We start from the raw sequence: 24,428 nt of genomic DNA, 5'->3' as shown, positions 1-24,428 counted from the left end.
GGAGATGTGCGCCGGCGAGCGCCCACCGACGCTGGCAATGCGTCCATTGCTGGAGGAATCGATGCCATCGTTTCTCGGTTCGCTGCGCCAGTTCGTGCTGGCGCCGAAGCTGTCCGCCGTCACATTCGCCGAGCGTGGTTTCCCGGGAGCCGGCTCGGCCGCGGCGGAACGTCTCGAGGCCATCCCGCAAGCCGTCGTGTGCGGGTTCGAGTGGGGGATCGCCGCACGCGATCTCTGGGAGGTCGAGCGCAGGCTCGAGCTGGTGGAGCAGGAGCAGCGCGGGTTCGCGTACGAGGGCGCGGCCATGGCGTTCACCGTCCGCGACGCGATGGCGGGCGGGCGCGGCACCCGCACCCGCGACCTGCTGCTCGGCCCGGCCGCACCGCACCTGCTGCTCGCCTACATCGGCATCGGGTTCGCCATGGCGCGGCTACCGAGGCCGTTGTGGCGCAACATCATGCCGGACCTGACCGGCACGCTGTTCTACCCGACGATGACCTGGCTCGCGGTCGACGGCTACGGCTTCGACCTGGCCTACTTCCACCCCGAGAAGTACATCGGCAAGCAGCGGGTGCCGCCGCCCTACCCCTGGGAGGGCCGGCCGGACTACTTCCCGCGCGCCGTCGACCAGGGCATCGGGCGGGCGCTGTGGTTCACGGGCGGCGCCGAGCCGGAGACCGTGACCGCCTCGGTGGCGAGGTTCCCCAGCGAGCGCAGGCCCGACCTGTGGAGCGGGGTGGGGCTCGCCGCGACCTTCGCCGGCGGCGCGTCGGCCGACGGGCTGGCGCGGGTGCGGGACGCGGCAGGCGAGCACTGGCCGCAGCTCGGGCTCGGCGCCGTCTTCGCGATCTCGGCGCGGGTGATGGCCGGCCACGTGCCGGAGCACTCGGCGCTGGCGTGCGAGGTGCTGGCCGGGAGCTCGGTCGACGATGCCGTCGCGATCGCCGGCCGCACCGGGGCCTCCCCGGCCGACGCGGACGACACGATGCCGCTGTACGAGCAGTGGCGCAACCGAATTCGTGCGGAGCTGGGTGCGATTTCCGGCGAGCAGCGCAAAGCGAGTTGAGACCGATCCGGCAAGCGGGAAGACGTGCGCCGTTTCCGGGGCGTGTGACGATTATCCGAGAACCGTTTCCCGAATGATGAGTAGGGGACTTAGTTGACCAGTTCATGGCGCGCGCTTCGACGGCGTCTCCTGACTCCCGACGTCGCGGAGACGAGTCTCGACAAGCGCGGTTTCCACAAGAAATCTCCAGCCGCGCAGGAAAGGCTCGAAACCGTTGGGAAAACATTCCTCATCGGTTACGCGCACGCGGTGGAGGCTCGCACGCCGGCGGACGCCGAGGCCCCGATCGAGCAGGTGACACCGGACTGGCTGCGCGGGTTCGCCTACGAGGGCGCCGGCATGGGTCTCGCCATGCTCGACGGCCTGCCGTTCGGCCGGTCGGACAACGTCCGAACGTTCCTGGCACTCCCGGCCGGGCAGCGGTACCAGTACCTGGCCTACGTGGGCGTCGGCTGGGCGATGGCACGGCTGCCGCGCTGGCGCTGGCCCAAGCCGGAGAGCCTGGACCCGGTCCTCGCGCCGCTCGTCCTCGACGGATACGGCTTCCACCAGGCCTACTTCAAGACCGCCCGCTACGTCGGCGAGCGGTACCAGGACCCGAGGTTCCCGTGGCCGGGCGGACCGCACGGCTCGTACGCGAACCGGGCGATCGACCAGGGCATCGGGCGGGCGCTGTGGTTCATCGGCGGCACCGACCCGGACCGGGTGGCCGACCTGGTCGAGACCTACCCCGAGAAGCGCCGCGCCGACCTCTACGCGGGTATCGGGCTCGCGGCGACCTACGCCGGCGGCGTCGAGGTGGCGGAGCTGAAGACCGTGTGGCGCCGCGCCGGTGACCACCGGGGCAGCCTGGCGCAGGGTGCGGCCTTCGCCGCGAACGCACGCGTGCGGGCCGGGATCGTGCCACCGCACGCGGACCTGGCGACCCAGGTGTTCTGCGGCACCACCGTCGCCGCGGCGGCCGAAGCCGCGGACGAACTACGGCCTGCCGGCCACGTCGACGGGGACGTGCCGGCATACGAGGTCTGGCGGCAGCGGCTCGCCAGCGAATTCGCTTCTCCTGGAGGTGTGCACACATGACCGCGGTACGGGGCTTCCTACGCAGGCAGCTGACCGGTGTCATCGCGCTCGTGGTGGTCGTCGGCTTGTTCTTCATCGTGAAACTGCCGACCACATCGGCCGAGGAGCGCAACGACCTGGCGAGCCACTACAAGTTCGCGGGGCACAGCATCGCGCTGCCCACGGCCACGAAGCAGCAGGCGATCCGGCAGGTCAACCAGGCGTACAAGCACATCGACGCCTGGATGTCCTCGGTCGGCGCCGCCGTCGCGATGAACGACCTGGACGGCGACGGCCTGCCCAACGACCTGTGTCTCGTCGACCCGCGCAGTGACCAGGTGATCGTGACGCCGACACCCGGTGCGCGGGAGGACCGCTACGCGCCGTTCGCGCTCGACCCGAGGCCGTTGCCGGTCAACGACGTGATGGCGCCGATGGGCTGCGTGCCGGCCGACCTCAACGAGGACGGCCGGATGGACCTGCTGGTCTACATGTGGGGTCGCACACCGGTGGTCTACCTGCAGAAGGCCGGCTACCCGAGGTTCGCCAAGAGCGCGTTCACGCCGACCGAAGCGGTGGCCGGCGACAACGCCGACGCGAACGGCGAGTACGACGGTCCACAGTGGAACTCCAACGCCGCGTCGGTCGCCGACATCGACGGCGACGGCCACGACGACATCTTCGTGGGCAACTACTTCCCGGACAGCCCCATCCTCGACCCCACCAAGGACGGTGGCGTCACGATGAACCACTCGCTGTCGCACGCGCAGAACGGCGGCGGGAAGCACATCCTGCTGTGCGCGGGCGCGACCGCGGGTGACAACCCGACGGCCACCTTCAAGCAGGTGCCCGAGGACGCGGTCCCCTCGGCGGCCCGGCACGGCTGGACGCTGGCGTCGGCCGCCAACGACCTGGACGGCGACCAGCTGCCCGAGATCTACCTCGCCAACGACTTCGGCCAGGACAGGTTGCTGTACAACGAGTCCACGCCGGGACACGTGAAGTTCGTCAACGTCAGGACGACGAAGACCCCCGGCACGCCGAAGTCCAAGCGGATCGCCGAGGACTCGTTCAAGGGCATGGGCGTCGACTTCGGTGACTTCAACCACGACGGCCTGTACGACGCGTTCGTGTCGAACCTGACGGTCAGCTGGGGCATCGTCGAGTCCAACTTCCAGTACGTCAACACCGCGAAGGACCAGTCCGACCTGCGCAACCAGATGCGGGAAGGGCACGCGCCCTTCAAGGACGAGAGCGGCGACACCGGCACCGCGTGGTCGGGCTGGAGCTGGGACAACAAGATCGCCGACTTCTCGAACTCCGGGGAGCAGGACATCGCGATCTCGAACGGGTTCGTCAAGGGCTACATCAACCGCTGGCCGCAGCTGCAGGAACTGGCCATGGCCAACGACGCTCTCGTCGCCAACCCGTTCGACTGGCCGAACGCCAACCTGGGCGACGACATCGCGGGCGGCGACACGCTGCACTTCTTCGTCAAGAAGGAGGACGGCCGCTACATCGACCTCGCGCCGGAGCTGGGGCTGTCCGTGCCGATCCCGACCCGGGGCATCGCCACCGGCGACGCCGATGGCGACGGCCGGCTCGACTTCGCGGTGGCCAGGCAGTACGGCGACCCGATCTTCTACCACAACGAGGCGCCATCGGCGGGCGGCTACCTCGACCTGAAGCTGACCCATGAGCAGAAGCAGACCGTGGGCACCGCACCCGCGGCGGGCTCGCCGGTCACCGGCGCACAGGTGCTGGTGACCACGGCGGACGGCAAGAAGTACATCCAGCGTGTCGACGGCGGCAGCGGCCACGGCGGGAAGCGCAGCAGCGAGGTCCACATCGGACTTGGCGCCGCCAAGGGCGACGTGCGGGTGCAGCTGCGGTGGCGGGACCGTCAGGGTGCCGTGCACGACCAGGCGCTCCAGCTCAGCCAGGGTCACCACTCGTTCGTGCTCGGCGAGTCGGCCAAGGAGAAGTGAGGCGGGAAATGGTTGTCAAGCAAGCAAAGACCGGCGGCACGCCACCGGCGGGCAGCCCACCGCAGAAGGAACCCAAGTTCATCACCGCGCTGCGCCGGTTCGCGATCTCGATCACGGCCTTCAACATCGCCGGTTACCTCTTCCTCGGCTTCGAGCAGCCGTGGGCCTGGCCCTTCGTGGCGCTGGCCACCGGCTACACCACGGAGCTGCTGCTCGAGGCGATCGGCGCCAGGGTCGAGGGCCGGGCCCCCCGCTACGCGGGCCGAGGGTTCCGGGGGCTCATGGAGTTCCTGTACCCGGCGCACATCACCAGCCTCGCGCTGAACATGCTGATCTACGTCAACGACCGGATCTTCGTGATGATGTTCGCGGTCACGCTCGCGGTGGCCGCCAAGTGGATCCTGCGTGCCCCGGTGCGCGGCAGGCTGAAGCACTACATGAACCCGTCCAACTTCGGGATCCTGATGGTGCTGATCCTCTTCCCGTGGGGCAGCATCGCGCCGCCGTACCACTTCACGGAGGGCCTGAACAACTGGGGCAGCTGGATCCTGCCCGGGATCATCATCATCACCGGCACCATGCTGAACGCGAAGCTGACCGAACGCATGTGGCTGATCATGGGATGGCTGAGCTTCTTCGCGCTCCAGGCGATCGTGCGCGGCATCCTGTTCGACACGGCGATCACCGGCGCGCTGCTCGTCATGACCGGCGTCGCGTTCATCCTGTACACCAACTACATGGTGACCGATCCGGGCACCACGCCGTCCAAGCCCGCCGCGCAGTTCGCGTTCGGCGCGGGTGTCGCGGTGTTCTACGGGCTGTTCATGGTCGCGCACATCGCCTACGGCCTGTTCTTCGCCACCGCGATCGTGTGCCTCATCCGCGGGATGTTCCTGTGGGGCCTGCACTTCGTGAACAAGGCGAAGGAGCAGTACGAGGCCGAGCAGCGGGCCAAGGCGCAAGCCGAGGCCGCCGCACCGCCCGCGGTGGCAGCGGTGCCCGACGACGGCGGGCAGCAGGCCCGTCCGGCCGCGGCATGAGCACGGCCGGCGGCCTGGTGCCACCGGGGCCGCCCCGCCGGGCGGCCCCGGGGATCCTCCGCAAGCTGCGCGCGGACCGGCTCGGGCTGATGAGCGAGGCGGTCCGCGAGTACGGCGACGCGGTGCGGGTGGCGATCGGGCCGAAGAAGCTCTACATCTTCAACCACCCCGACCACGCGAAGCACGTGCTCGCGGACAACGCCGCCAACTACCACAAGGGCATCGGCTACACCGAGGCCAAGCGGGCGCTGGGCGACGGGCTGCTCACGTCGGAGGGTGCGCTGTGGAAGGAGCAGCGGCGCACGATCCAGCCGGTGTTCCAACACAAGCGGATCGCCGGGCGGGCCGGCGTGATCGTCGACGAGGCGCTCGGGCTCGTCGGGCGGCTGCGCGCGCACCAGGGTGGCGGCGTCGTGGACGTGCTGTCCGAGGTCACCGCGCTCACCCTCGGCGTGCTCGGCAACACCCTGCTGGACAGCGACCTCGGCGCGTTCGAGTCGATCGGGCACTCCTTCGAGGCCGTGCAGGACCAGGCGATGTTCGAGATGGAGACGCTCGGCCTGGTGCCGCGGTGGCTGCCGCTCAAGGGGCAGCGCGCGTTCCGCTCGGCGCGGGCGGACCTCGAGCGGATCGTGGAGATCCTCGTCGCCCAGCGCAAGGCCAACCCGATCTCCTCCGGCGACGACGTGCTGACCCGGCTCATCGCGTCCACGAGCAAGGAGTCCGACAAGCGGGTCGCCGACCGCCGCATGCGCGACGAGCTGGTGACGTTGCTGCTGGCCGGGCACGAGACCACGGCCAGCACGGTCGGCTGGACGCTGGACCTGGTGAGCCGGCACCCCGAGGTGCGCGAGCGGCTGCACGAGGAGGCGGTGGCCGTGTACGGCGACCGCCGGCCGGTCTACGAGGACCTGGTGCGGCTGCGGTACACGAACATGGTGCTGCAGGAGACCATGCGCCTGCGCCCGCCGGTCTGGATCCTGCCGCGGCGGGCGATCGCGGACGACGAGGTCGGCGGCTACCACGTGCCCGCCGGCACCGACGTGCTGATCTGCCCGTACACGCTGCACCGGCACCCGAGGTACTGGGCCGACCCGGACCGGTTCGACCCGGAGCGGTTCGACCCGGACACGCCGTCGGACCGGCCGCGCTACGCGCACATCCCGTTCGGCGCCGGTCCCCGGTTCTGCGTCGGCAACCACCTCGGGATGATGGAGGCGACCTTCATCATCTCCACGCTGATGCGCGACCTGCGCCTGGAGCGCGAGCCCGGCTTCGACGTCACCCCCGAGCCGATGATGTCCCTGCGTCTCGGCGGCGGGCTGCCGATGACCGTCCACACGTGGACCGGTACCCGCCGCGCCGCAGCATGACCGGAAGGTAGCCCCATGGACAACCTCGAACCCGAGCAGCACCCCAAGGCCGCGGAGTTCGCGCGGTTGCGGGCCGCCATCGCCGACGAGCGGGTCCGGGAGCTGTTCCCGTACCGGTTCCTCGCGGCGAACGAGACGTTCGCCCGGCTCGTCGACGCGACCGCGTACGGCATCCTCGACGCCATCGGCGCGCTGCCGGGCGCCGCCGGCACCTCGGTGGCGCAGGCGAAAAAGCAGCTCTCGATCCCGTGGCGGCGCACGGTGCCGCTGAACTTCCTCTACGAACGGCTCTCGGACACCGGCATCCTCGAGCGGGAGAACGGGAAGTACTACTTCGCGGCGCGACCGCAGGAGTTCGCCGACGTCGCGGCGGAGCTCGCCGCGCGGGAGCCGGGTGCCGCGGTGGCCGTCGAGATCCTGCGCACGCTGGTGGACGAGGCGAAGACGTACTTCGCCGGGCAGGCGAGCGGCGACGAGATCCTCTTCGCGCCGGACAAACTTCCCTTGTGGCTCAAGTACTTCTCGAACGACAACCTGCTGTACGCCATCAACAACACGGTCGGGGCGGAGGCGCTGTCCCGCCTCGCGCCGGCCGACGGCGGCGCGTTCGAGATCCTCGAGATCGGCGGCGGCTGCGGCAGCGCCGCCGACCAGGCCCTGCGCGCGCTCGGGCCGGCCGTCACCCGCTACCGGTTCACCGAGGTCGCCGAGACGTTCGCCCGGCACGGGGACAAGGCCGCGCGGGCGGCCGCGGCACCGTCCACAGTGGTCGAGACGGCGCGGCTGGACATGACGGCGTCGTGGGAGGCACAGGGCGTCGAGCCGGGCACTTTCGACGTGGTCTACTCGGTCAACTGCTTCCACGTGGCACCCGACCTCGACTTCGTCATCGGCGAGGCGGCCAAGGCGCTTCGGCCGGGCGGTGCGGTCGTCGTCTCGGAGTGCGTCCGGCCCACGAAGCTCGCGCGGCCGATCCACGCCGAGATCATCTTCGACTTCCTGGACAGCTTCACCGACGTGATGACCGACCCGGTGCGGCGGCCGACGCACGGCTTCCTGACGCCGGCGGCGTGGCGCGCCACGTTCGAGGCGGCCGGTCTCGGCGACGTGACGGTCCTCCCGGACGTCGACGCGATCGCCGAGGAGTACCCCGACTTCGTGGTGGGTGCCGTGACCGCGCGGGCCATATCGTGATCCCGTCCCTGGTCCGCTTCGCGGTCCGGCGCTCGCTGAACGACACCCGGCACATCCGGGTCGTGAAGCGGCGGCACGCCACCGGGCTGGTCGCCGACGTGTACCGCCAGGTGGAACGTGACTTCGGCATGCTGGCGCCGCCGACCGCCCTGCACTCGGCCTCGCCGGGCACGCTCGCCGCGTCGTGGACGATCCTGCGGGAGACGCTGCTGGCACAGGGGGTCGCCGACCGGGCGGCCAAGGAGGCGGTGGCCACCGGCGTGTCGGCGGCCAACAGCTGCCCCTACTGCGCCGACGTGCACGGCATGACCCTCGCGGCCATCCCGGACGCCGCCGACCCGTCGGCGCTCACGTCGTGGGCGCGCGAGTCGGCGACCGCGGCGGGCGCGAGCTCGCCCCCCGGCCCGGCGGAGCAGTCACCGGAGCTGATCGGCGTCGCCGTGGCGTTTCACTACTACAACCGCGTGGTCAACGTGTTCCTGCGCGACTCGCCGTTCCCCACGCACGTGCCGGAGTCGGCCAAGCCGAAGGCCAGGAAGGTGCTCGGCGGCGTCCTGCGCCGGTCGGTGGCCGGCCCGCGGCCCGGCGACTCGCTGGACCTGCTGCCGCCGGCGCCGGTGCCGGCCGACCTCGCGTGGGCGGCGCCGAACCCCGCCGTCGCCACCGCGTTCGCCCGTGCCTACGCGGCGGTCGACGCGGCCGGCATCCGCTCGGTGCCGGCCCGAGTCCGTGACCTGGTCCACGGCCGGCTGTCCGTTTGGGACGGCCGGCCGCCCGGCCTGTCCCGGTCCTGGGTGGACGAGCCGGTCGCCACGCTGCCGGCGGCAGACCAGGCGGCGGGCCGCCTGGCGCTGGTCGTCGCGCTGGCCTCGTACCAGGTCGACGACGGCATGGTCGACGAGGTCAAGCGCGCGGGGGCGGACGACGCCACGCTGGTGGAGCTGGCCGCGTGGGCGAGCCTGGCCGCGGCCCGCCGGGTCGGCACCTGGCTCGCCGAGGCCCGCGCGGCCGCCGCGTAGCAGCACGACACGAAACGACCCGGCCGCCACGGCGGCCGGGTCGTTTCGCGTCCTCGGGGTCAGCTGGCGCTCGAGTAGCGGCGCCGTGCGGGCTGGCGGCGCATGAAGGCGGTGAGCTCGGCGACCGACAGCGCCAGCTGGTCGAGGTCCTCGCGCACGAGCGCCTGCGGACCGTCGCAGAGGGCGGCTTCCGGCTCCGGGTGGACGTCCACGATGATGCCGTCGGCACCGGCGACGATTCCCGCCCGGCTCAACGGGATCACGAGGTCGCGGCTGCCGCCGGAGTGCGACGGGTCGACGATCACCGGCAGGTGCGACAGGCGCTGAACCACCGGCACCGCCGACACGTCGAGGGTGTTTCGGGTCGCGGTCTCGAACGTGCGGATGCCGCGCTCGCACAGCACGATCTCGAGGTTGCCGCGCTGCGCGATGTACTCCGCGGCCATCAGCCATTCCTGGATGGTGGAGTTCATCCCGCGCTTGAGCATCACCGGCACGCGCGCCTCGCCGATCGCTTGCAGCAGCGCGAAGTTCTGCATGTTCCGGGTGCCGATCTGCAGCATGTCCGCGTACTCGGCGACCATGTCGACGTCGTGCGCGCTGACCACCTCGGTCACGACCGGCAGCCCGGTCTCCTCGCGCACGTCGGCGAGGATGCGCAGGCCGAGCTCGCCTAGGCCCTGGAAGGCGTACGGCGACGTACGCGGCTTGAACGCGCCGCCGCGCAGCATGGTCGCGCCCGAGGCCTGCGCCATCCGGGCCGCGGCGAGCGTCTGTTCGGGCGTCTCCACCGCGCACGGACCGGCGATCAACGTGACCGTGCCCGGCCCGATGGGCACGCCACGAACGTGCACGACCGAGCGGTCGGGGTGCTGCTCGCGGCTCACCAGCTTGTACTCGGTGGACACCCGGGTGACCTGGCCGACGCCCGGCATGCCCGAGAGGTTCAGCGACTCGAACAGCTCCACGTCGCCGATCAACCCGATGATCACCCGGCTCAGGCCACGGCTGACGAACGCCTGCCCGCCCGCACCCTCGACGCGGTCGACCACCGCATCCACGTCGTCCGGTTCCGCGCCCGGCAGCATGACGATGACCATGACATTTCCTTTCAGGCGGCGAGGTCCGGCCGCAGCCGGGTGGCCCCGCGCAGGTAGACATGGCGGACCGTCGAGCGTGGACGATCGAGCTCGACGTGCGCCAGCAGGCGGATCACGCGCGGCAACGCGTCCGGGACGTCGATCTCCGTCGCGCACAGCAGCGGCACGTCGGTGAGCCCGAGATCCCGCGCGGCGCTCGCGGGGAAACAGCTCGTCAGATCCGGTGTCAGGGTGAAGAAGATGCTGATGAGCTCGGCCTGGGTCAGCTCGTTGCCGGCCATGACCGACGTGAGCAGCTCGCTGGTCGCCGCGACGATCTCTTCCCGGTCGTCCCGGTCCACCTGGATGGCACCGCGTACGGCCCGCACTCCCATCGTCAGGACCGGAACTGGCCCGGCTGCCTGCCCTCGCCCGCGGGCCCCCGGTAGGCCTGAGCGATGTCCAGCCACCGCTCGGCGTCGGGGCCGACGGCCTTGACGGCCAGATCGTCGCGGTGACGGCGGCGGGTGGCCAGCAGGCAGAAGTCCTCGGCGGGGCCCGTGATCCGCTGCTCGGCGTCCTCCGGGCCGAACATCCACAGTGCACCGGACGGCGCGGTCAGCTCGTACCGGAACCGGACGTCCGGAGTGGCCAGACCCCGTGCCTGGTAACCGAAGTCCCACGTGAGCGTGATGAACCAGGCGACGTGCCACAGGCGGTCGGTTCGCGTGCGGGTGACGCCGAGCGCGTCCGCGATGTCCTGGCCGTGCGCGAACAGCTCCATCATGCCCGCGCAGCACAGCACGGCCGGGGGCAGGGGCCGTACCAGCCAGGGCACCACCTGGTCGGCGGGCACCGCGGCCAGTGCCTTGATCGCGGTGTCCCGCTCGGCACGCCAGCGCGAGAGCAGAACCTCCGGCGGATCGCCGAGGTAGGCGTCCAGGGCGGCGTTGACGGCTCCCTCGAAATTCCCGGCGGCCTGGGCGGCCATGGCCTGGAACACCTCGGGCTCGGCCGCCGCGGCGCCGGCGAGCCGGAAGATGAAGGCCAGGTGGGCCACCTGGTGGGCGACCGCCCACCGGGGCGCCGGGGTCGGTGTCTGCCAGCCGGCCTCGTCGAGCCCGGCGACGAGGCCCTCGAACTCCGCGGCGTCCGCGGAAAAGTCGGCAATCACGTCTCGCTCGGTCACGTGCTCGTCCTTTCTAGGCTGCCTTGGGCAGGTCCTGCTCGACCCGGATACGACTGACGGTGGCCTCGCGCCTGCCCGCCCGTTTGTTCAGGTAGACGGCCATGGGCGCGGTCACCGCCGTGGAGACCAGCGCCATGATCACCAGCATCGTGAACATGGTCGGCGACAGCACGCCGAGATCGAGCCCCACGTTCAGCACGACCAGCTCGGTCAGTCCACGGCAGTTCATCAGCACGCCGATCTGCAGCGACCGGCACAGGCTCTCGCCGACGCTGCGGGCGGCCACCGCCGCGCTCACCAGCTTGCCGACCACCGCGACCGCCAGGATCGCGACGCACCACAGCCACAGCGATACGTCGCTGAGGAGCCCGAGGTCCGTGCGCAGGCCGCTGTAGGCGAAGAACAGCGGCAGCATCAGCGCGGTGGTCAGCCCGCCGGTGTTCTCCTGCAACCACTTCTCGATCGCGTTGCCGCGGGGAAAGACGAGGCCGAACATGAAGGCACCGAACATCGCGTGCACACCGATCCAGTCGGTGGCCATCGCGCACAGCAGCACGCCGACCAGGGCCAGCGGGGCCATGCGCCGCAACGTCGGCTCGGCTGTCCGGCCGACGAACCTGGCCATCAGCGGCCGGGCCACGAACAGCAGCAGACCGGCGAACGCCGCCGCCAGCCCGATGGTCAGCACCACGCCGGTCAACGAGGACGCGGTGACCAGCGCGACCACCAGCGCGAGCAGCGACCACGCCGTGACGTCGTCGACCACCGCGCAGGTCAGCGTCACCACGCCGATCCGGCTGTGGAACATCTTGGTGTCCTGCAGGATCCGGACGAGCACCGGCAGCGCGGTGATGCTCATGGACACACCGATGAACAACGCGAAGGCCAGCGAGCCGACGCCTTGCGGCGCGAACTTGGCGTAGGCGACAGCGGCGAGCAGGATGCCGAGCACGAACGGCACCGCGATGCTGACGTGGCTGACGACCACGGCGAGGTGCCCGCGCCCGCGCAACAGCTTCTGGTTCAGCTCGAGACCGGTCAGGAACACGAACAGGACGATGCCCACCTGTGCCAGCACGTTCAGCTGGGGCAGGATGTCGGCGGGCAGCAGCCCGGAAGCGCCGGCGGGCCAGACCGCGCCGAGCACCGACGGTCCGAGCAGGATGCCCGCGGCGATCTCGCCGACCACGGGCGGCTGACCGATCCGCCGCAGCACCCACCCGGCCGCCTTGCACGCGGCGACCACCACCGCGATCGCCAGCAGCAGGTGCGCCAGCGGGTGCCCGTTTACCGACTCGGCCGACCGCGCCACGGTGCCCCGGCTGGTGGCCTCGGTGAGCCACACGACGCTGATCACGACGGGTATCCCGACCAGGAGCCCATAGATGCCGACCGTGCGCAGGCCGAACTTGGACTTGGGTTCGGGCATCGAGAGTCTCCTGTCGTGCAATGGCTGGTCGCGCGTACGGATCAGGCGGCGTCGGGCAGCCGGCGCGCCGCCTCATCCGCGGCGATGTCCGCCAGGATGTCGGCCCAGACGATCCCTCTGGCGAGGTTCGAGTGGATGCGCGTCGGTTGCAGGTCCTCGACGGTCTCCGCCGGGGTCTCCCGCTCGCGGTCGGGCTCGTTCAGTCGTGGCACTGCGCTGCCTCCTCGTGTCTCGTTGCTACTCGTGCGGGCTGACGGTGACCGGAACGCCGTTGAACACGGCGTTGCCGGACGGGACGTCCACGACGAGCTCGTTCGTCAACGCGTTCGCGTTGACGCCGGGGTGCTCGGCCGCGACACGCTGCGGGCTGCCCGTGTGCCCCCACCCGTGCGGGAGGCTCACGACGCCGGGCATGATCACGTCGGTCGGTTCGACCGCGACGACCACCTCGCCCGCGGCCGACCGGACGACCGCCCGGTCACCGAGCCCCAACCTGGCGACGTCGGCCGGGTTGACGTGCAGGGTGCACGCGTTGCTGCCGCCCATCAGGGGTTTGACGTTGTGCAGCCAGCTGTTGTTCGACCGCAGCTGGCGCCTGCCGATCAGCACCACGTCCGGCGCGGGCTCGGCCGCCTTGGCACGCAACCGGTCCAGATCGGACACGATCGGCTCGGGAGCCAGCTCGACCTTGCCGGACGGCGTCGTCAGCAGCTCCTTCAGCCGTGGCTCCAGCGGGCCGAGGTCGATGCCGTGCGGCTTCTCCTTCAGCTTCGCGAGCGAGAGGCCGTACGGGCCGAACTTCAGCAGCGTGTCGAGGATCTGCTCCGGGCCGTCGTCGCCCTCGATCGTGCCCCGCAGCACGGCGACGTCCATGCCCTCGACCGGCGAGCCGGGCATCTGCGTCGCCCCGGTCAGCAGCTGGTTGATGAACATCTCGTCGACGCCCGCCGGGGGCGCGCCCGCCCCGGCGCCCGCCGCGATCAGCGTCAACCGGGCAAGAATCTCCGCCTCGGACCGCTGGTCGTCGGACAGCGGCAGGATCGCGGGGGAGTAGCGCGTGTAGTTGCGCACCATCACGATCTGCATCAGGAAGTCGTAGTGCCCGGCCTGCATCATGCGGGGCGGCGGCAGGATCACGGTGGCGTGCTTGGTGGTCTCGTTGAGGTAGGGGTCGACGGCGACCATGAAGTCCAGCTGATCGAACGCCTCGCCGAGCCGCGGCCCGTTGGGCGCGGCGATCACCTGGTTGGCGCCGATGTTGATGAGCGCCCGGACCTGGCCCTCGCCGGGCGTCTCGATCTCGTCGGCCAGTGTGGCGGTCGGCAGCTCGCCGAGCACCTCCGGGAAGCCCTTGACCCGGCTGTGCCAGCGGCCCCACTCGAACGGCTGGCCGGTGCGGAACACCTCGAGCGCGGCGGTCCGCGTGAACATGGTCCCGCCGGGGTTGTCCAGGTTGCCGGTCAGGATGTTGATGACGTCGACCAGCCACTGGGTGAGCGTGCCGAACTCCACGACGGAACCGCCCATGCGCGAGTACACGGCGGCGGTCGGCGCCGCGGCCAGCTCGCGGGCGATCCGGGCGATGTCCGCGGCGGGCACGCCGCAGATCCGCTCGACGGCCTCGGGGTCGAACTCCTCGACGTGCGCGCGAAGTTCGTCGAGACCGTTGACGTCGTGGGTGACCGTGGCGAGGTTCTCCTCGAGCAGCGTGTGCACGATGCCCAGCAGCAGGAAGGAGTCCGTGCCGGGGCGGACGAAGAAGTGCTCGTCGGCGGCGTCCGCGGTGCGGGTGCGGCGCGGGTCGACCACGACCAGCTTGCCGCCGCGCCTACGCAGTGCCCGCAGGCGCGCGGGCATGTTGGGGGCGCAGAACAGGGAGCCGTGGGACTCCATGGGGTTCGCGCCGACGACGAGGAGGTAGTCGGTCCGGTCGATGTCCGGGACGGCGATCGCGAACGGGTCGCCGTAGAGGTGCCCGCAGGCGACGTGCTTGGGCATGTGGTCGATCGTGCCGGAGGAGTAGACGTTCTTGGACGCCAGCGACTGGATCAACGGCACGCGGTACAGGAAGCCCGCCATCGTGTGGTAGGTGGGGTTTCCGAAGTAGACGGCGACCGCGTCGCGGCCGTACTTCTCGATGACGCCGGTGATGCCGCGCTCGACGGCCTGGAACGCCTCGTCCCAGGATGCCTCCCGCCACTCGTCGCCCTCGCGGATCATGGGGTGCCGCAGGCGGTCCGGGTCCTCGTCGAGCCGGCCGAAGCTCGCCCCCTTGGGGCAGATGTAGCCGCCGGTGAACGGGTCCTCCTGGTCGCCGGTCACGCTCGTGACCTTGCCGGCCGGGTCGAGGTCGATCTTCAGGCCACAGACGGAGTCGCAGATGGGACACGTGCGATGCGCGGTGGTCATGGGTACTCCAGTGGTGGGATTGCTCGCCCGGACAAGGTCACGGGTGTCCACGCGGGACACCCGTGACCGATGTGGAGAGTCGGAATCGTCAGGCCGCCTTCGGCAGCTCGGCGGCCTCGCCGAACGCCGGCTCGACGCCGGCGGCCACCTCGAACGTGAACGGCTCCCTGCTTTCCTTCGACGGGCCGAGCAGCGACTTCAACAGCACCTTCAACGCGAAGCCGGGCCGCATCATCGCCTCCGGCTTCTGGATGAGGCCTGCCGTCTTGAAGTACTCGGCGGTGATCCTGCCGTCGCGGGTCGCGGCGATCTGCACCCGCTTCAGGAACCAGTTGCCCATGCGCACCTTGAACGTGCGGTCGCCCTCGACACCCGGCAGGCTCAGGTCGATCGTGTTGGTCATGTCCCACGCCTGGTCGATGGCGTCCTTCGCCAGGTCCTGGAAGTAGTCCTGCGGTACCGGCGCGGCGCCGCTGTGCAGGTGCCGGCGGATGACCAGTGCGCACAGCGCGGCGACGCTCATGCCCTGTGCGTACACGGGGTTGAACGTGGTGACGGCGTCACCGGTGACCAGGAGGCCCTCCGGGAATCGGCGCAGCTTGTGGTAGTGGCGGCGCAGCGTCGTCGGGAACTTGAACGGCATCGCCTTGTCGACCGGGTCCGCGTACCGCAGCGTCTCGTAGACGTCCTTGGCGGGCAGCGACTTCAGCCACTCCATCAGCCCGTCGTAGTCGGTGGGCGGGTGGTCGCCGAGGATGCCGTAGGTGGTCAGCTCCACCTTGCCGTCCTCGACCAGGAAGAAGACGTTGCCCCGGGGCACGGCGGCGTTCGCGATCTGGTTGATCGCCACGTCGTTCACGAACCCGTTGGCACCGGGGCGCAGCCGGAAGTGCTGGGTCACGTAGCCGAGGTCGATCTTCTTGCGCTCCTCGAACGGCTTGTCGTAGCCGAGCTGCTCCAGCCAGACCGGCGTACGCGAGCCGCGCCCGGTGGCGTCGACCACCAGGTCGGCCTCGATGACCGTGTCGGTGTCCGTGCCGCGCTGCTGCACGCGGGCCCCGGTGACCCGGCTCTTGTCCGCCGTCGTGGTGAGGCCGAGGATGTCGTGCTCCTCGACGAAGGCGACGTTGGTGATCTGCTGCACCCGCTCGCGGATGAAGTACTCGAACAGCGGCCGGACCACGCCGAGGGTGGTCAGGCCCGCGTGCTGTTGCTTGAGCCGGTTGCCCCGGGCATACCAGCGGCAGCTGCCGGACAGGTCGCCGGTGGGGACGCCGTAGTCGACCATCTCCTTGGTGAGCCCGGGGAACAGCTCCTCCATGACCTGCACGCCGCGGGCGAGCAGGCCGTTGGCCTGGTGGCTCTGGGGGCAGAACCGCCGCACGCCCTTGACGCCGACCAGCTTGTCGCGGTCCACGATCAGCACTTCGTCGTAGGCGTCCGCGAGCACCCTGGCGGCAAACAGGCCGGCGATGCTCCCACCGAGCACTACCGCGCGGGTGCCAGCTTCCTGGCCCATCGCGGTCACCTCCTTGATCCGTGGGGTTGTGTCACAGCTGAACAGTCGTGTTCATCGGCAGGGAGCCGACGAGGCCGCCGTCCACACCGAGGTCCTGGCCGGTGATGTACGTCGCCCGGTCCGACAGCAGGAAGGTCACCGCGTCGGCGACCTCCTCCGGTGTGCCGATCCGGCCGGCGGGCACCAGCCGCCCGCACACGTCGCGGGCCTCGTCAGTGGGGGCGAGCTCGTCGAGCATGTCCGTGCGGACGAAGCCGGGGCTGACGGAGTTGACCCGGATGCCCTGGCTCGCCAGGTCGGCCGCCAGCAGGCGGGCCAGACTGGCGACGGCGGCCTTCGTCGAGGCGTACATCGTCGCGAGGCCCATCGCCAGGCCCATGCCGCGGTGCGCGAGGCAGGTGCTGTTCAGCACGACGGAACCGCCGTTGTCGAACAGCGGCAGTGCCTTCTGGACGGTGAAGAACGCGCCCTTGAAATTGACGCCGACATACCGGTCGAATTCGGCGTCGCTGACGTCCGCGCGTGGGGCGATGGGATTATAGGAGGCCATTCCGGCGTTGGCGAAGACGCCGTCCAGCCTGCCGAAGCGGCCGCGGATCCGGGTGGCGAGCTCGTCCAGCTCGTCCTCGCGGGAAACGTCGGTGCCGACCGCGAGCACCCGGTCCCCGCTGGGATCGAGATCCTTCGCCGCCAGGTCGATCGTCTCGACGCGACGTCCGGCGAGCACCACGTTGGCGCCGGCCTCGACGAGCTGGCGCGCGGTGGCCAGCCCGATGCCGCTGCCGCCGCCGGTAATGAGAACTGTCTTGCCATCGAAAGCCGCCATGCGAAAAGCCTCACATCTGCCGAGGCGAGCGGCATCTCCGTTGTTGCGCCGTTCTCCGGCGCGGGATGCGGCATTCGCCGTGCGGAAATTCGACCGGGTCTCCTATCGCGCATCTTTGGAAGAACGGCGCCCGGGTTCGAGGCGGAGATGATGGGTGCGTCGTCTGAGTTTGGAGTGGGCCGTGAAGGCAGTGGTAATTCCGGGAGTCAGCGCCGGGTGGGTACTTCAGGACGTGCCGACGCCGCAGCCGGGACCCGGCGAAGTGTTGCTCAGGGTGCGGGCCTGCGGTATCTGCGGCAACGACGTCGCCGCGGGGCAGGGCAAGCTGCCGTTTCCGTCATTCGCCCCGGCCATCCCCGGTCACGAGCCGGTGGGTGAGGTGGTCGCGGTCGGCGCGGGCGTCACCTCCCGTGCGGTGGGCGACCGGCTCGGCACCACCTGGATCCGCGGCACCTGTGGACGGTGCGACTACTGCCGGCTCGGCCGGCCGGTGAGCGGCACCGCCGCGATCCTGTGCGCGGCGCCCGTCTCGACCGGGTTCACCGTGCAGGGCGGCCAGGCGGAGTACCTGGTCGTCGCCGCCGACCAGACCGTGCGCATCCCCGACGCGTTGAGCGACGAGCTGGCCGCACCCGTACTCTGCGCGGGCTACACCGGCTGGTCGGCCATCCGCGCCGCCGACCCGAAGCCACACGAGCGGGTCGCCGTGGCCGGCATCGGCGCGGTCGGCCACCTCGCGGTGCAGTTCGCGAAGGCGTGCGGCTTCGAGACCGTCGCGATCACGTCCTCGCCCGACAAGCACGAGATCGCCAGAAGCCTCGGCGCGGACCTCGTCGTCACGGACGGGCGGCGACTGCGGGAGGTGGGCGGCGCCGACGTCATCGTCACCACGAGCCCGTCCTATGCCGCCGCGGCCGAGACGCTCGCCGGGCTGCGGGTCGGCGGCCGGCTCGTGCTCGCCGGCATCGACGTGCAGGACGCGTTCGCCATCCCCGCCGCCCACCCGTTCTTCGCGCTGGACCAGAAGATTCTCGGCGCGACGCACAACGGCGCCGGGTTCCTGCGGGAGGCACTCGACATCGTGGCCAGCGGCAGGGTCACCCCGCTCGTGCAGACCTTCGCGAAGGAGGACATCGCGGCGGCCGTGGCGAGGGTCGACAAGGGCGAGGTGCGCTTCCGCGCCGTCGTCCGGTACTGAGCAGGAACGTTCAACGCCCGGCGACACATGGTCGCCGGGCGCCGAACGTCCTTTGTGGCGCAGGTGGGTGCTCAGAGGTCCCGCAACGCGATCGTGGGGTTGGTCGTGGCCAGCGCGAGGATCTCGCGGTAGTCCCCGACCAGCTTCTCGATCGTGGTCTCCAGGAAGTCCGCCTTGCTGTACCTCGCGTGCGCGGCGATCTCCCCGGACGGCAGCAGGTCCAGGGTGAACACGATCCCGTTGGGGATCTCCGAGGTGTCCTGGCAGGACTGCACCCGCCGGCGCACCTCCGTGTAGGTGAGGCCGCCGACCGTGGTCTCGTCCATCGTGTCCGGGAACTGGAACGACTGGAACGCACAGGCCGCGAGGTTCCCGACGGCGTAGGGCTTGTTGAGCTCCGGCGCCTCGGCCGCGATGTCCGCGAACGGCAGCTCGTTGGCGTAGGCCTCCAGGCAGGTCGCCCTGGTCCGGTGGACCAGGGCGGCGAACGACGGGCAGTCGCCGAGGTCGGTGCGCAGCGGAACGAGGTTGAAGAACGGACCGACGACCTCCGCGAAGCGCATCTCGGCACGCCCGGAGGTGAGTATCGGGGTGACGACGTCCGTCTCGCCCGTGATCTTGTGCCGCAGTGCGCTGAACGCGGCGAGCAGCACCATGAACGGCGACGCGCGCAGTCCCGTGGCCAGGTTCTGGACGGCGGCGGACAGCTCGGCCGGGTAGATCTGGCGGTGCACCGCGTACCCGTACGGCACGCCCTCCGGCTGGTCCATCTCGAACATGGACATCTGCGCGCCGCGCAGCTTGTCCCGCCAGTAGGCGCGGCAGCGATCCGCTTCCGCGGACGCGAGGCTTTCCCGCTGCCAGGACGAGAACTCCTTGTACTGCACCGGCTCGGGAAGGCCGGCGGCCCCGAAACCCTTGCGCTCGGCGTAGAACGCGGCGAGCTCGCGGATCAGCACGCCCATCGAGTAGCCGTCGCTCGCGGTGTGGTGGGTGAGCAGCACCAGCACGGCGTCGCGCTCGTCGAAGCGCCCGACCACCGCCCGGACATGCGGCAGCTGCGAGACGCTCAACTCGGAGTACTCGATCTCGTTGATGAACTCGTCCACGCGCTCGTCGCGGGGCCGCGTGTCGTCGGCCGGCAGGTCCACCACGACGACCTCGGGCGGAGAGGCCGGATGCACCCGCTGGAACTTGTCGCCGTTGGTGCGCACCACCTCGGTACGCAGGATCTCGTTCCGCTCGACGACGTCGTGCAGCGCACCGCGCAGGGCGTCGACGTCGATCTCGCCGGCCACCCGCCAGCCCAGGTTGACCAGGTGCCGGGGCCCGAACGCGCCTTCGTCGTCGCCTTTGTCGAAAATGCAGAACAGTTCGAGGTTCGCTGACAACGGAAAACGGTTCGGCTGTGCGCCCGATGACGAAGATACCTCGGCAACAGTCATTTCCCGGACTCCTCGACCTTCACGCTGAATTGGCCACCAGCGACGCGGTGGTCTCCGGAGGTCGACGGTAGCAACCTGCTGGTGTAACCCGGTTATCACAACGTGCCGATCGGCCTGGCAATAGGGAAGATGCAGGTGGCGCCCGCCGGATGTCAGCCTCGGGTCACGACCGGGAGGATTGATGACCACAGCGCGTACGCACGTTTTCGAGAACATGGCGATCGACTACGTCGAATTCTACGTCGACGACATCGACCAGCACCTCGACTGGCTCGTCGACGGTTACGGGTGCACGGTCCGCGCGATCAGCGGCCCGGATGACGAGCAGGCGACGGTGCGGTCGTTCTGTGTCGGGCAGGGTGATATCGACCTGGTGCTGACGACGCCGCTCACGGACGACCACCCCGCGGCCGCCTATGTGGAGCGGCACGGCGCCGGTGTGGCGAACATCGGCTTACGGGTGCCGGACGCGACCGCCGCCTTCGCCGCGGCCGTGCGCGGCGGTGCCCGGCCCGTCTCGCCGCCCGCCGAGCGAGACGGCATCGTGACCGCGACGATCATCGGATTCGGCGACGTGACGCACACCTTCGTGCAGCGTCCGGACGGGTCCGCCGCGCACGACTCGCAAGGGCTCGTCGCGGCGACCGACGGCCAGGGCGCCGGCACCGGGCTACTGGCGATCGACCACTTCGCAGTCGCCGTCGAGCCGGGGTCGATCGACGCGACCGTCGAGTACTACCAGCGGGCGCTGGACTTCGACCTCACGCTCACCGAGCGGATCGAGGCGGGCGACCAGGCGATGTTCATCAAGGTGGTGCAGAGCAAGTCACGCGCCGTCACGCTGACACTGATCGAGGCCGACGTTTCCCTCGAGCCGGGCCATGTCGACGACTTCCTGAAGGACCACGGCGGACCCGGCGTGCAGCACATGGCTCTGCGCACCGGCGACATCCTCTCCTCCGTGCGCCAGATCGGTGAACGCGGCGTCGAACTTCTGTCCACTCCGGACACGTACTACACCGCGCTGGCCGAGCGCGTGCGGCCCGACCGGCACAGCATCGGCGACCTGCAGGCGCTGAACATACTCCTCGACGAGGACCACGACGGCCAGCTGTACCAGATCTTCGCCACGTCCGTACACCCACGGAACACCATCTTCCTGGAGATCATCGAGCGGGCCGGCGCGAGCACGTTCGGCAGTTCCAACATCAAGAACCTCTACCAAGCCGTGGAGACACAGCGCAACCGCAACGGGAACTGACAGCCAAGCGATGCGACACGGAGGGAACACGAATATGGCAGGCAAGGACGACTTCGACGTCGTCGTTATCGGTGGCGGTCCCGGCGGTTCGGCGACTGCGGGTCTACTGGCCAAGCAGGGCCACAAGGTGCTCGTGCTGGAGAAGGAGAAGTTTCCCAGGTACCACATCGGTGAGTCGCTGATCACCGGTTCGATGCCCACGATCGAGGCACTGGACCTCCGCGAGCGGCTGGACAACATGGGCTTCGTCCGCAAGTACGGCGGCTCGCTGCTGTGGGGGCGAAACCAGGGCACGTGGGACTTCCGGTTCACCGAGGCGTCGGAGTACGAGTACACCTTCCAGGTCCGCCGCGCGGACTTCGACTCGGTGCTGCTCGCCCGGGCCCGCGAGCTGGGTGCGCTGGTCATCGAGGAGGCGACCGTCCAGGACGCGATCTTCGACGGCGAGCGTGCCGTCGGCGTGCGCTACCTGCGCAAGGGCGACGCCGAGCCGACGACCGTGAGCTGCCGGCTGCTGGTCGACGCGACGGGCCAGCAGCACCTGCTGGCGCGCAAGTTCGGGCTCATCGACTACCACGACGACCTGCGCAATCTCGCGGTCTGGGCGTACTTCCAGAACTGCCGGCGCTACGGCGGCACCCGCTGGGGCGACACGCTCACCGAGAACCGCCCGCACGGCTGGTTCTGGTTCATCCCGCTGTCGGACGGGACGGTCAGCGTCGGCTACGTGACGCCGATCGACGAGTTCAAGAAGTCCGGCAAGACGCTGGAGGAGCTGCACGCCGCCGAGCTCGCCGCGGCCGACGAGATCACCTCGCTAACCGAGGGCGCCACCCGGGTCAGCGGCTACCGCACGATCAAGGACTGGTCCTACACCTGTAACAAGTTCTACGGGCCGGGCTGGGCGCTGGTCGGTGACTCGGCGGCGTTCATCGACCCGTTGCTCTCGACCGGGGTCGGCCTGACCCTGCGTGGTTCCCTCGGCCTGGCCGAGACCGCCGACCTGGCGCTGCGCAACCCGGACCAGGAGACGGAGCTGTTCGAGCGCTACGAGCGCAACTACCGCGACTTCCTCAACTCGCTGCTGGAGTTCGTGCGTTTCTTCTACGACCGCACGAAGTCCAAGGAGGACTACTGGGAGGCGGCACAGCAGAGCATCGACCCGCGGCGCCTGCGCCCACGCAAGATCGACTTCGCCCGGATGCTGTCCGGGGTGTCCGGTACGCGCGACATCTTCGACGGACCGTTGGCACTCAAGGCGTTCCGGGACTCCGACGCGCCGGACGAGCCGACCGAGCTGGCCAGCTAGTCCACGGCGACACGCAATGGGAGCGGTGTGATGGAGACTGTCTCGATACCGGTGCGATTCGCCGAGCAGGTCGCCCGGACGCCGGACGCGGTGGCCGTGTCCGCCGGCCCGGCCCGGCTGACCTATCGGGAGCTGGACGAGCGGGCGAACCAGCTCGCGCACCGGCTCATCGGGCTCGGCGTCCGCCAGGACGACCGGGTCGCGGTACTGCTGGAGAGGTCCATCGACCTGGTGGTGGCGATCCTGGCCACCGTCAAGGCCGGTGCCGGCTACGTGCCGGTGCACGAGGGCTACCCGGCCGACCGCAGGCAGTGGGTGGTGGACCACTCGGCCCCGGTGGTGCTGCTGGCCGACACCGCCAAGCTCGCGGGCGGCCTGCCGACCGGTGTGCCGACCGTGATAGTCGACGACGATCCGGCCACGGCCGGGCAGCCCGTCAGCGACCCCGCGGTGCCGATCCACCCCGACCAGCTGGCCTACGTGATCCACACGTCTGGCTCGACCGGCCGGCCCAAGGGCGTCGCGGTGACCCACCGGGACGCGGTGCGGCTCATCTTCGATCCGCAGTGGACGGTGGAGCGGCACGCCCGGGTGCTGATGGTGGCGCCGTACGCGTTCAACGTGTCGACCTACGAGATCTGGATGCCGCTGCTGCACGGCGGCCAGATCGTCGTCGCCCCGCCGGGGAACCTGGAGCCGGCCACGCTGCGCCGGCTGATCGCCGAGGAGGGGATCACCGGGATCCACGTGACGGCGGGCCTGTTCCGCGTGCTCGCGGAGGTCGCCCCGGAGACCTTCACCGGGGTGAGCGAGATCCTCACCGGTGGCGACATGATCGCGCCGGCCGCGGTACGCCAGGTACTCGACGTCTGCCCGGACGTCGTCATCAGGGCGATGTACGGCGCCACCGAAGGCACGCTGTTCTCCGCGCACCACCCGCTGCCCGCCGACTACCGGCCGGGCACGGTGGTGCCGGTCGGCGCGCCTCTCTCCGACGTCACGATCCACATCCTCGATGACCGGCTCGCGCCGGTCCCGGCCGGCGTGGAGGGCGAGATCTACATCTCCGGCCGGGGTGTCGCGCGTGGCTACTTCGGCAGCACGGAGCTGACCGCGGAGCGGTTCGTCGCGGACCCGTTCGGCGAGCCGGGTGCCCGCATGTACCGGACGGGCGACCTCGCCCGCCGTGAGGACGGTCTGATCGAGTTCGTCGGCCGGGCGAGCAGCCAGGTGAAGATCCTGGGGTTCCGGATCGAGCTGAGCGAGGTGGAGGCGGCGCTGTCCGGCTTCCCCGGCGTCGCGCACGCCGTGGTCGTGGTGCGCGAGCTGGAACTCGGGGAGAAGCGGCTGGTCGGTTACGTCGTGCCCGAGTCGGGTGAGGTCGACCTGGGTGCGTTGCGCGCGCACGCCAGGGAGACGCTGCCCGACTACATGGTTCCCGCCGCATTCGTCGCGCTGGCCTCCCTTCCGTTGACCCCCAACGGAAAGCTGGACCGCGACGCGATGCCGGAGCCGGACTTCGACGCGGTGACGGGCTACCGGGCACCGGAGACGCCGCTGCAGGAGTCGCTGTGCGCGATCTTCAGCTCGGTGCTCGAGGTGCCCCAGGTCGGGATCGACGACAGCTTCTTCGACCTCGGCGGCCAGTCGCTGCAGGCGATGCGCCTGCTGGCGCGGATGCGGACCGAGCTCGATGTCGATCTGCTGATCAACGTGCTGTTCGATGTCCCGACCGTGGCCGGGCTGGCCAAGCACATCGACGGCGAGGCCGCGGAGGCCGCCTGAGCCGGGAGGAGAGGAACGGATGAGCAACCCGTTCGAAGTGCCGGGCGCGAACTACACCGTCCTGCGCAACGAGGAGAACCAGCACTCGCTGTGGCCCGCGTTCGCCGACGTGCCGGCCGGCTGGACGGTCGTCCACGGGCCCGGGCGACGGGAGGACTGCCTGGGCTACGTGCGGGAGCACTGGGTGGACCTGCGCCCGCGCAGCGTCGCCGAGTTCGTGGCGACGCACGCCGGCGACCG

At 70.2% G+C, this 24,428-nt stretch carries 21 protein-coding genes; 12 read left to right on the top strand and 9 right to left on the bottom strand.

The window, feature by feature from the left end:
* Positions 1-61: 61 nt before the first annotated feature.
* The 7 genes from VH969_RS27670 (at position 62) to VH969_RS27640 (ending at position 8,739) form a co-directional block, all read left to right on the top strand.
* A complete protein-coding gene (locus VH969_RS27670) occupies positions 62-1,066 on the top strand; it encodes a DUF1702 family protein (RefSeq protein ID WP_331979447.1) in 1,005 nt (334 codons plus the stop codon).
* A 93-nt stretch (positions 1,067-1,159) separates the two neighbouring features.
* Complete coding sequence (locus VH969_RS27665) at positions 1,160-2,146, top strand: DUF1702 family protein (RefSeq protein ID WP_331979445.1); 987 nt, start codon at positions 1,160-1,162, stop codon at positions 2,144-2,146.
* Positions 2,143-4,113, top strand: coding sequence for a CRTAC1 family protein (locus VH969_RS27660; RefSeq protein WP_331979443.1), 1,971 nt, complete (start codon positions 2,143-2,145; stop codon positions 4,111-4,113). The genes VH969_RS27665 and VH969_RS27660 overlap by 4 nt, the downstream gene beginning before the upstream one ends.
* An 8-nt stretch (positions 4,114-4,121) precedes the next feature.
* Positions 4,122-5,153 carry an enediyne biosynthesis protein gene (locus VH969_RS27655; protein ID WP_331979441.1) on the top strand — a complete coding sequence of 344 codons (1,032 nt, stop codon included), beginning with the start codon at positions 4,122-4,124 and terminating at the stop codon, positions 5,151-5,153.
* Positions 5,150-6,526: a cytochrome P450 gene (locus VH969_RS27650; RefSeq protein ID WP_331979439.1), complete on the top strand. Its 1,377-nt coding sequence runs from the start codon at positions 5,150-5,152 to the stop codon at positions 6,524-6,526. Before VH969_RS27655 ends, VH969_RS27650 begins: the two co-directional genes overlap by 4 nt.
* A 15-nt stretch (positions 6,527-6,541) precedes the next feature.
* Complete coding sequence (locus tag VH969_RS27645; protein WP_331979437.1) at positions 6,542-7,720, top strand: class I SAM-dependent methyltransferase; 1,179 nt, start codon at positions 6,542-6,544, stop codon at positions 7,718-7,720.
* Entirely contained in the window at positions 7,717-8,739 is a 1,023-nt protein-coding gene (locus VH969_RS27640; RefSeq protein WP_331979435.1) for an alkylhydroperoxidase AhpD-related protein, read from the top strand. Before VH969_RS27645 ends, VH969_RS27640 begins: the two co-directional genes overlap by 4 nt.
* Before the next feature lie 59 nt (positions 8,740-8,798).
* Here VH969_RS27640 and aroF read toward each other — a convergent pair whose 3' ends face one another.
* The 8 genes from aroF to VH969_RS27600 form a co-directional block, all read right to left on the bottom strand.
* Positions 8,799-9,839, bottom strand: a complete 1,041-nt coding sequence (gene aroF / locus VH969_RS27635) for a 3-deoxy-7-phosphoheptulonate synthase (RefSeq protein ID WP_331979433.1) — start codon at positions 9,837-9,839, stop codon at positions 8,799-8,801.
* A gap of 11 nt (positions 9,840-9,850) precedes the next feature.
* The gene (aroH, locus tag VH969_RS27630) at positions 9,851-10,213 is read right to left on the bottom strand and encodes a chorismate mutase (RefSeq protein WP_331979431.1); all 363 of its coding nucleotides are present in this window, start codon (positions 10,211-10,213) and stop codon (positions 9,851-9,853) included.
* Between the two features lie 2 nt (positions 10,214-10,215).
* Positions 10,216-11,007, bottom strand: coding sequence for a TIGR03084 family metal-binding protein (locus tag VH969_RS27625; protein WP_331979429.1), 792 nt, complete (start codon positions 11,005-11,007; stop codon positions 10,216-10,218).
* A gap of 13 nt (positions 11,008-11,020) precedes the next feature.
* A complete protein-coding gene (locus VH969_RS27620) occupies positions 11,021-12,436 on the bottom strand; it encodes a cation:proton antiporter (RefSeq protein ID WP_331979427.1) in 1,416 nt (471 codons plus the stop codon).
* 41 nt (positions 12,437-12,477) lie between these two features.
* On the bottom strand, positions 12,478-12,648 hold the full coding sequence (locus VH969_RS27615) for a DUF6222 family protein (protein WP_331979425.1): 171 nt from the start codon (positions 12,646-12,648) through the stop codon (positions 12,478-12,480).
* A gap of 25 nt (positions 12,649-12,673) precedes the next feature.
* The gene (locus tag VH969_RS27610; protein WP_331979423.1) at positions 12,674-14,845 is read right to left on the bottom strand and encodes a molybdopterin-dependent oxidoreductase; all 2,172 of its coding nucleotides are present in this window, start codon (positions 14,843-14,845) and stop codon (positions 12,674-12,676) included.
* An 88-nt stretch (positions 14,846-14,933) separates the two neighbouring features.
* Positions 14,934-16,364, bottom strand: coding sequence for an FAD-dependent monooxygenase (locus VH969_RS27605; protein ID WP_331979421.1), 1,431 nt, complete (start codon positions 16,362-16,364; stop codon positions 14,934-14,936).
* A 31-nt stretch (positions 16,365-16,395) separates the two neighbouring features.
* Positions 16,396-17,190, bottom strand: coding sequence for an SDR family NAD(P)-dependent oxidoreductase (locus VH969_RS27600; RefSeq protein ID WP_331979419.1), 795 nt, complete (start codon positions 17,188-17,190; stop codon positions 16,396-16,398).
* Positions 17,191-17,371: 181 nt separating this feature from the next.
* On the opposite strand from VH969_RS27600, the gene VH969_RS27595 reads away from it, so the two are divergent.
* Entirely contained in the window at positions 17,372-18,388 is a 1,017-nt protein-coding gene (locus tag VH969_RS27595) for an alcohol dehydrogenase catalytic domain-containing protein (protein ID WP_331979417.1), read from the top strand.
* A 71-nt stretch (positions 18,389-18,459) separates the two neighbouring features.
* On the opposite strand, the gene VH969_RS27590 is transcribed toward VH969_RS27595, so the two are convergent.
* Entirely contained in the window at positions 18,460-19,779 is a 1,320-nt protein-coding gene (locus VH969_RS27590) for a condensation domain-containing protein (protein WP_331979415.1), read from the bottom strand.
* 235 nt (positions 19,780-20,014) lie between these two features.
* Here VH969_RS27590 and hppD point away from each other — a divergent pair, with 235 nt between their 5' ends.
* The 4 genes from hppD to VH969_RS27570 all read left to right on the top strand — a co-directional run.
* Entirely contained in the window at positions 20,015-21,094 is a 1,080-nt protein-coding gene (gene hppD / locus VH969_RS27585; protein ID WP_331979413.1) for a 4-hydroxyphenylpyruvate dioxygenase, read from the top strand.
* Positions 21,095-21,128: 34 nt separating this feature from the next.
* Positions 21,129-22,403, top strand: a complete 1,275-nt coding sequence (locus VH969_RS27580) for an NAD(P)/FAD-dependent oxidoreductase (protein WP_331979411.1) — start codon at positions 21,129-21,131, stop codon at positions 22,401-22,403.
* 30 nt (positions 22,404-22,433) lie between these two features.
* Positions 22,434-24,188 carry a non-ribosomal peptide synthetase gene (locus VH969_RS27575; protein ID WP_331979409.1) on the top strand — a complete coding sequence of 585 codons (1,755 nt, stop codon included), beginning with the start codon at positions 22,434-22,436 and terminating at the stop codon, positions 24,186-24,188.
* A 19-nt stretch (positions 24,189-24,207) separates the two neighbouring features.
* Positions 24,208-24,428, top strand: a 221-nt coding sequence (locus VH969_RS27570) for an MbtH family protein (RefSeq protein WP_331979407.1), incomplete at its 3' end; no start/stop codon positions are given.

Origin of the sequence: Actinophytocola sp. (genome assembly GCF_036555685.1) — a bacterium.
In the GTDB taxonomy this organism is placed as follows: Bacteria; Actinomycetota; Actinomycetes; order Mycobacteriales; family Pseudonocardiaceae; genus Actinophytocola.
Note: the sequence above shows the minus strand (reverse complement) of the source record. Positions and strands in the feature narration are given on the sequence as shown.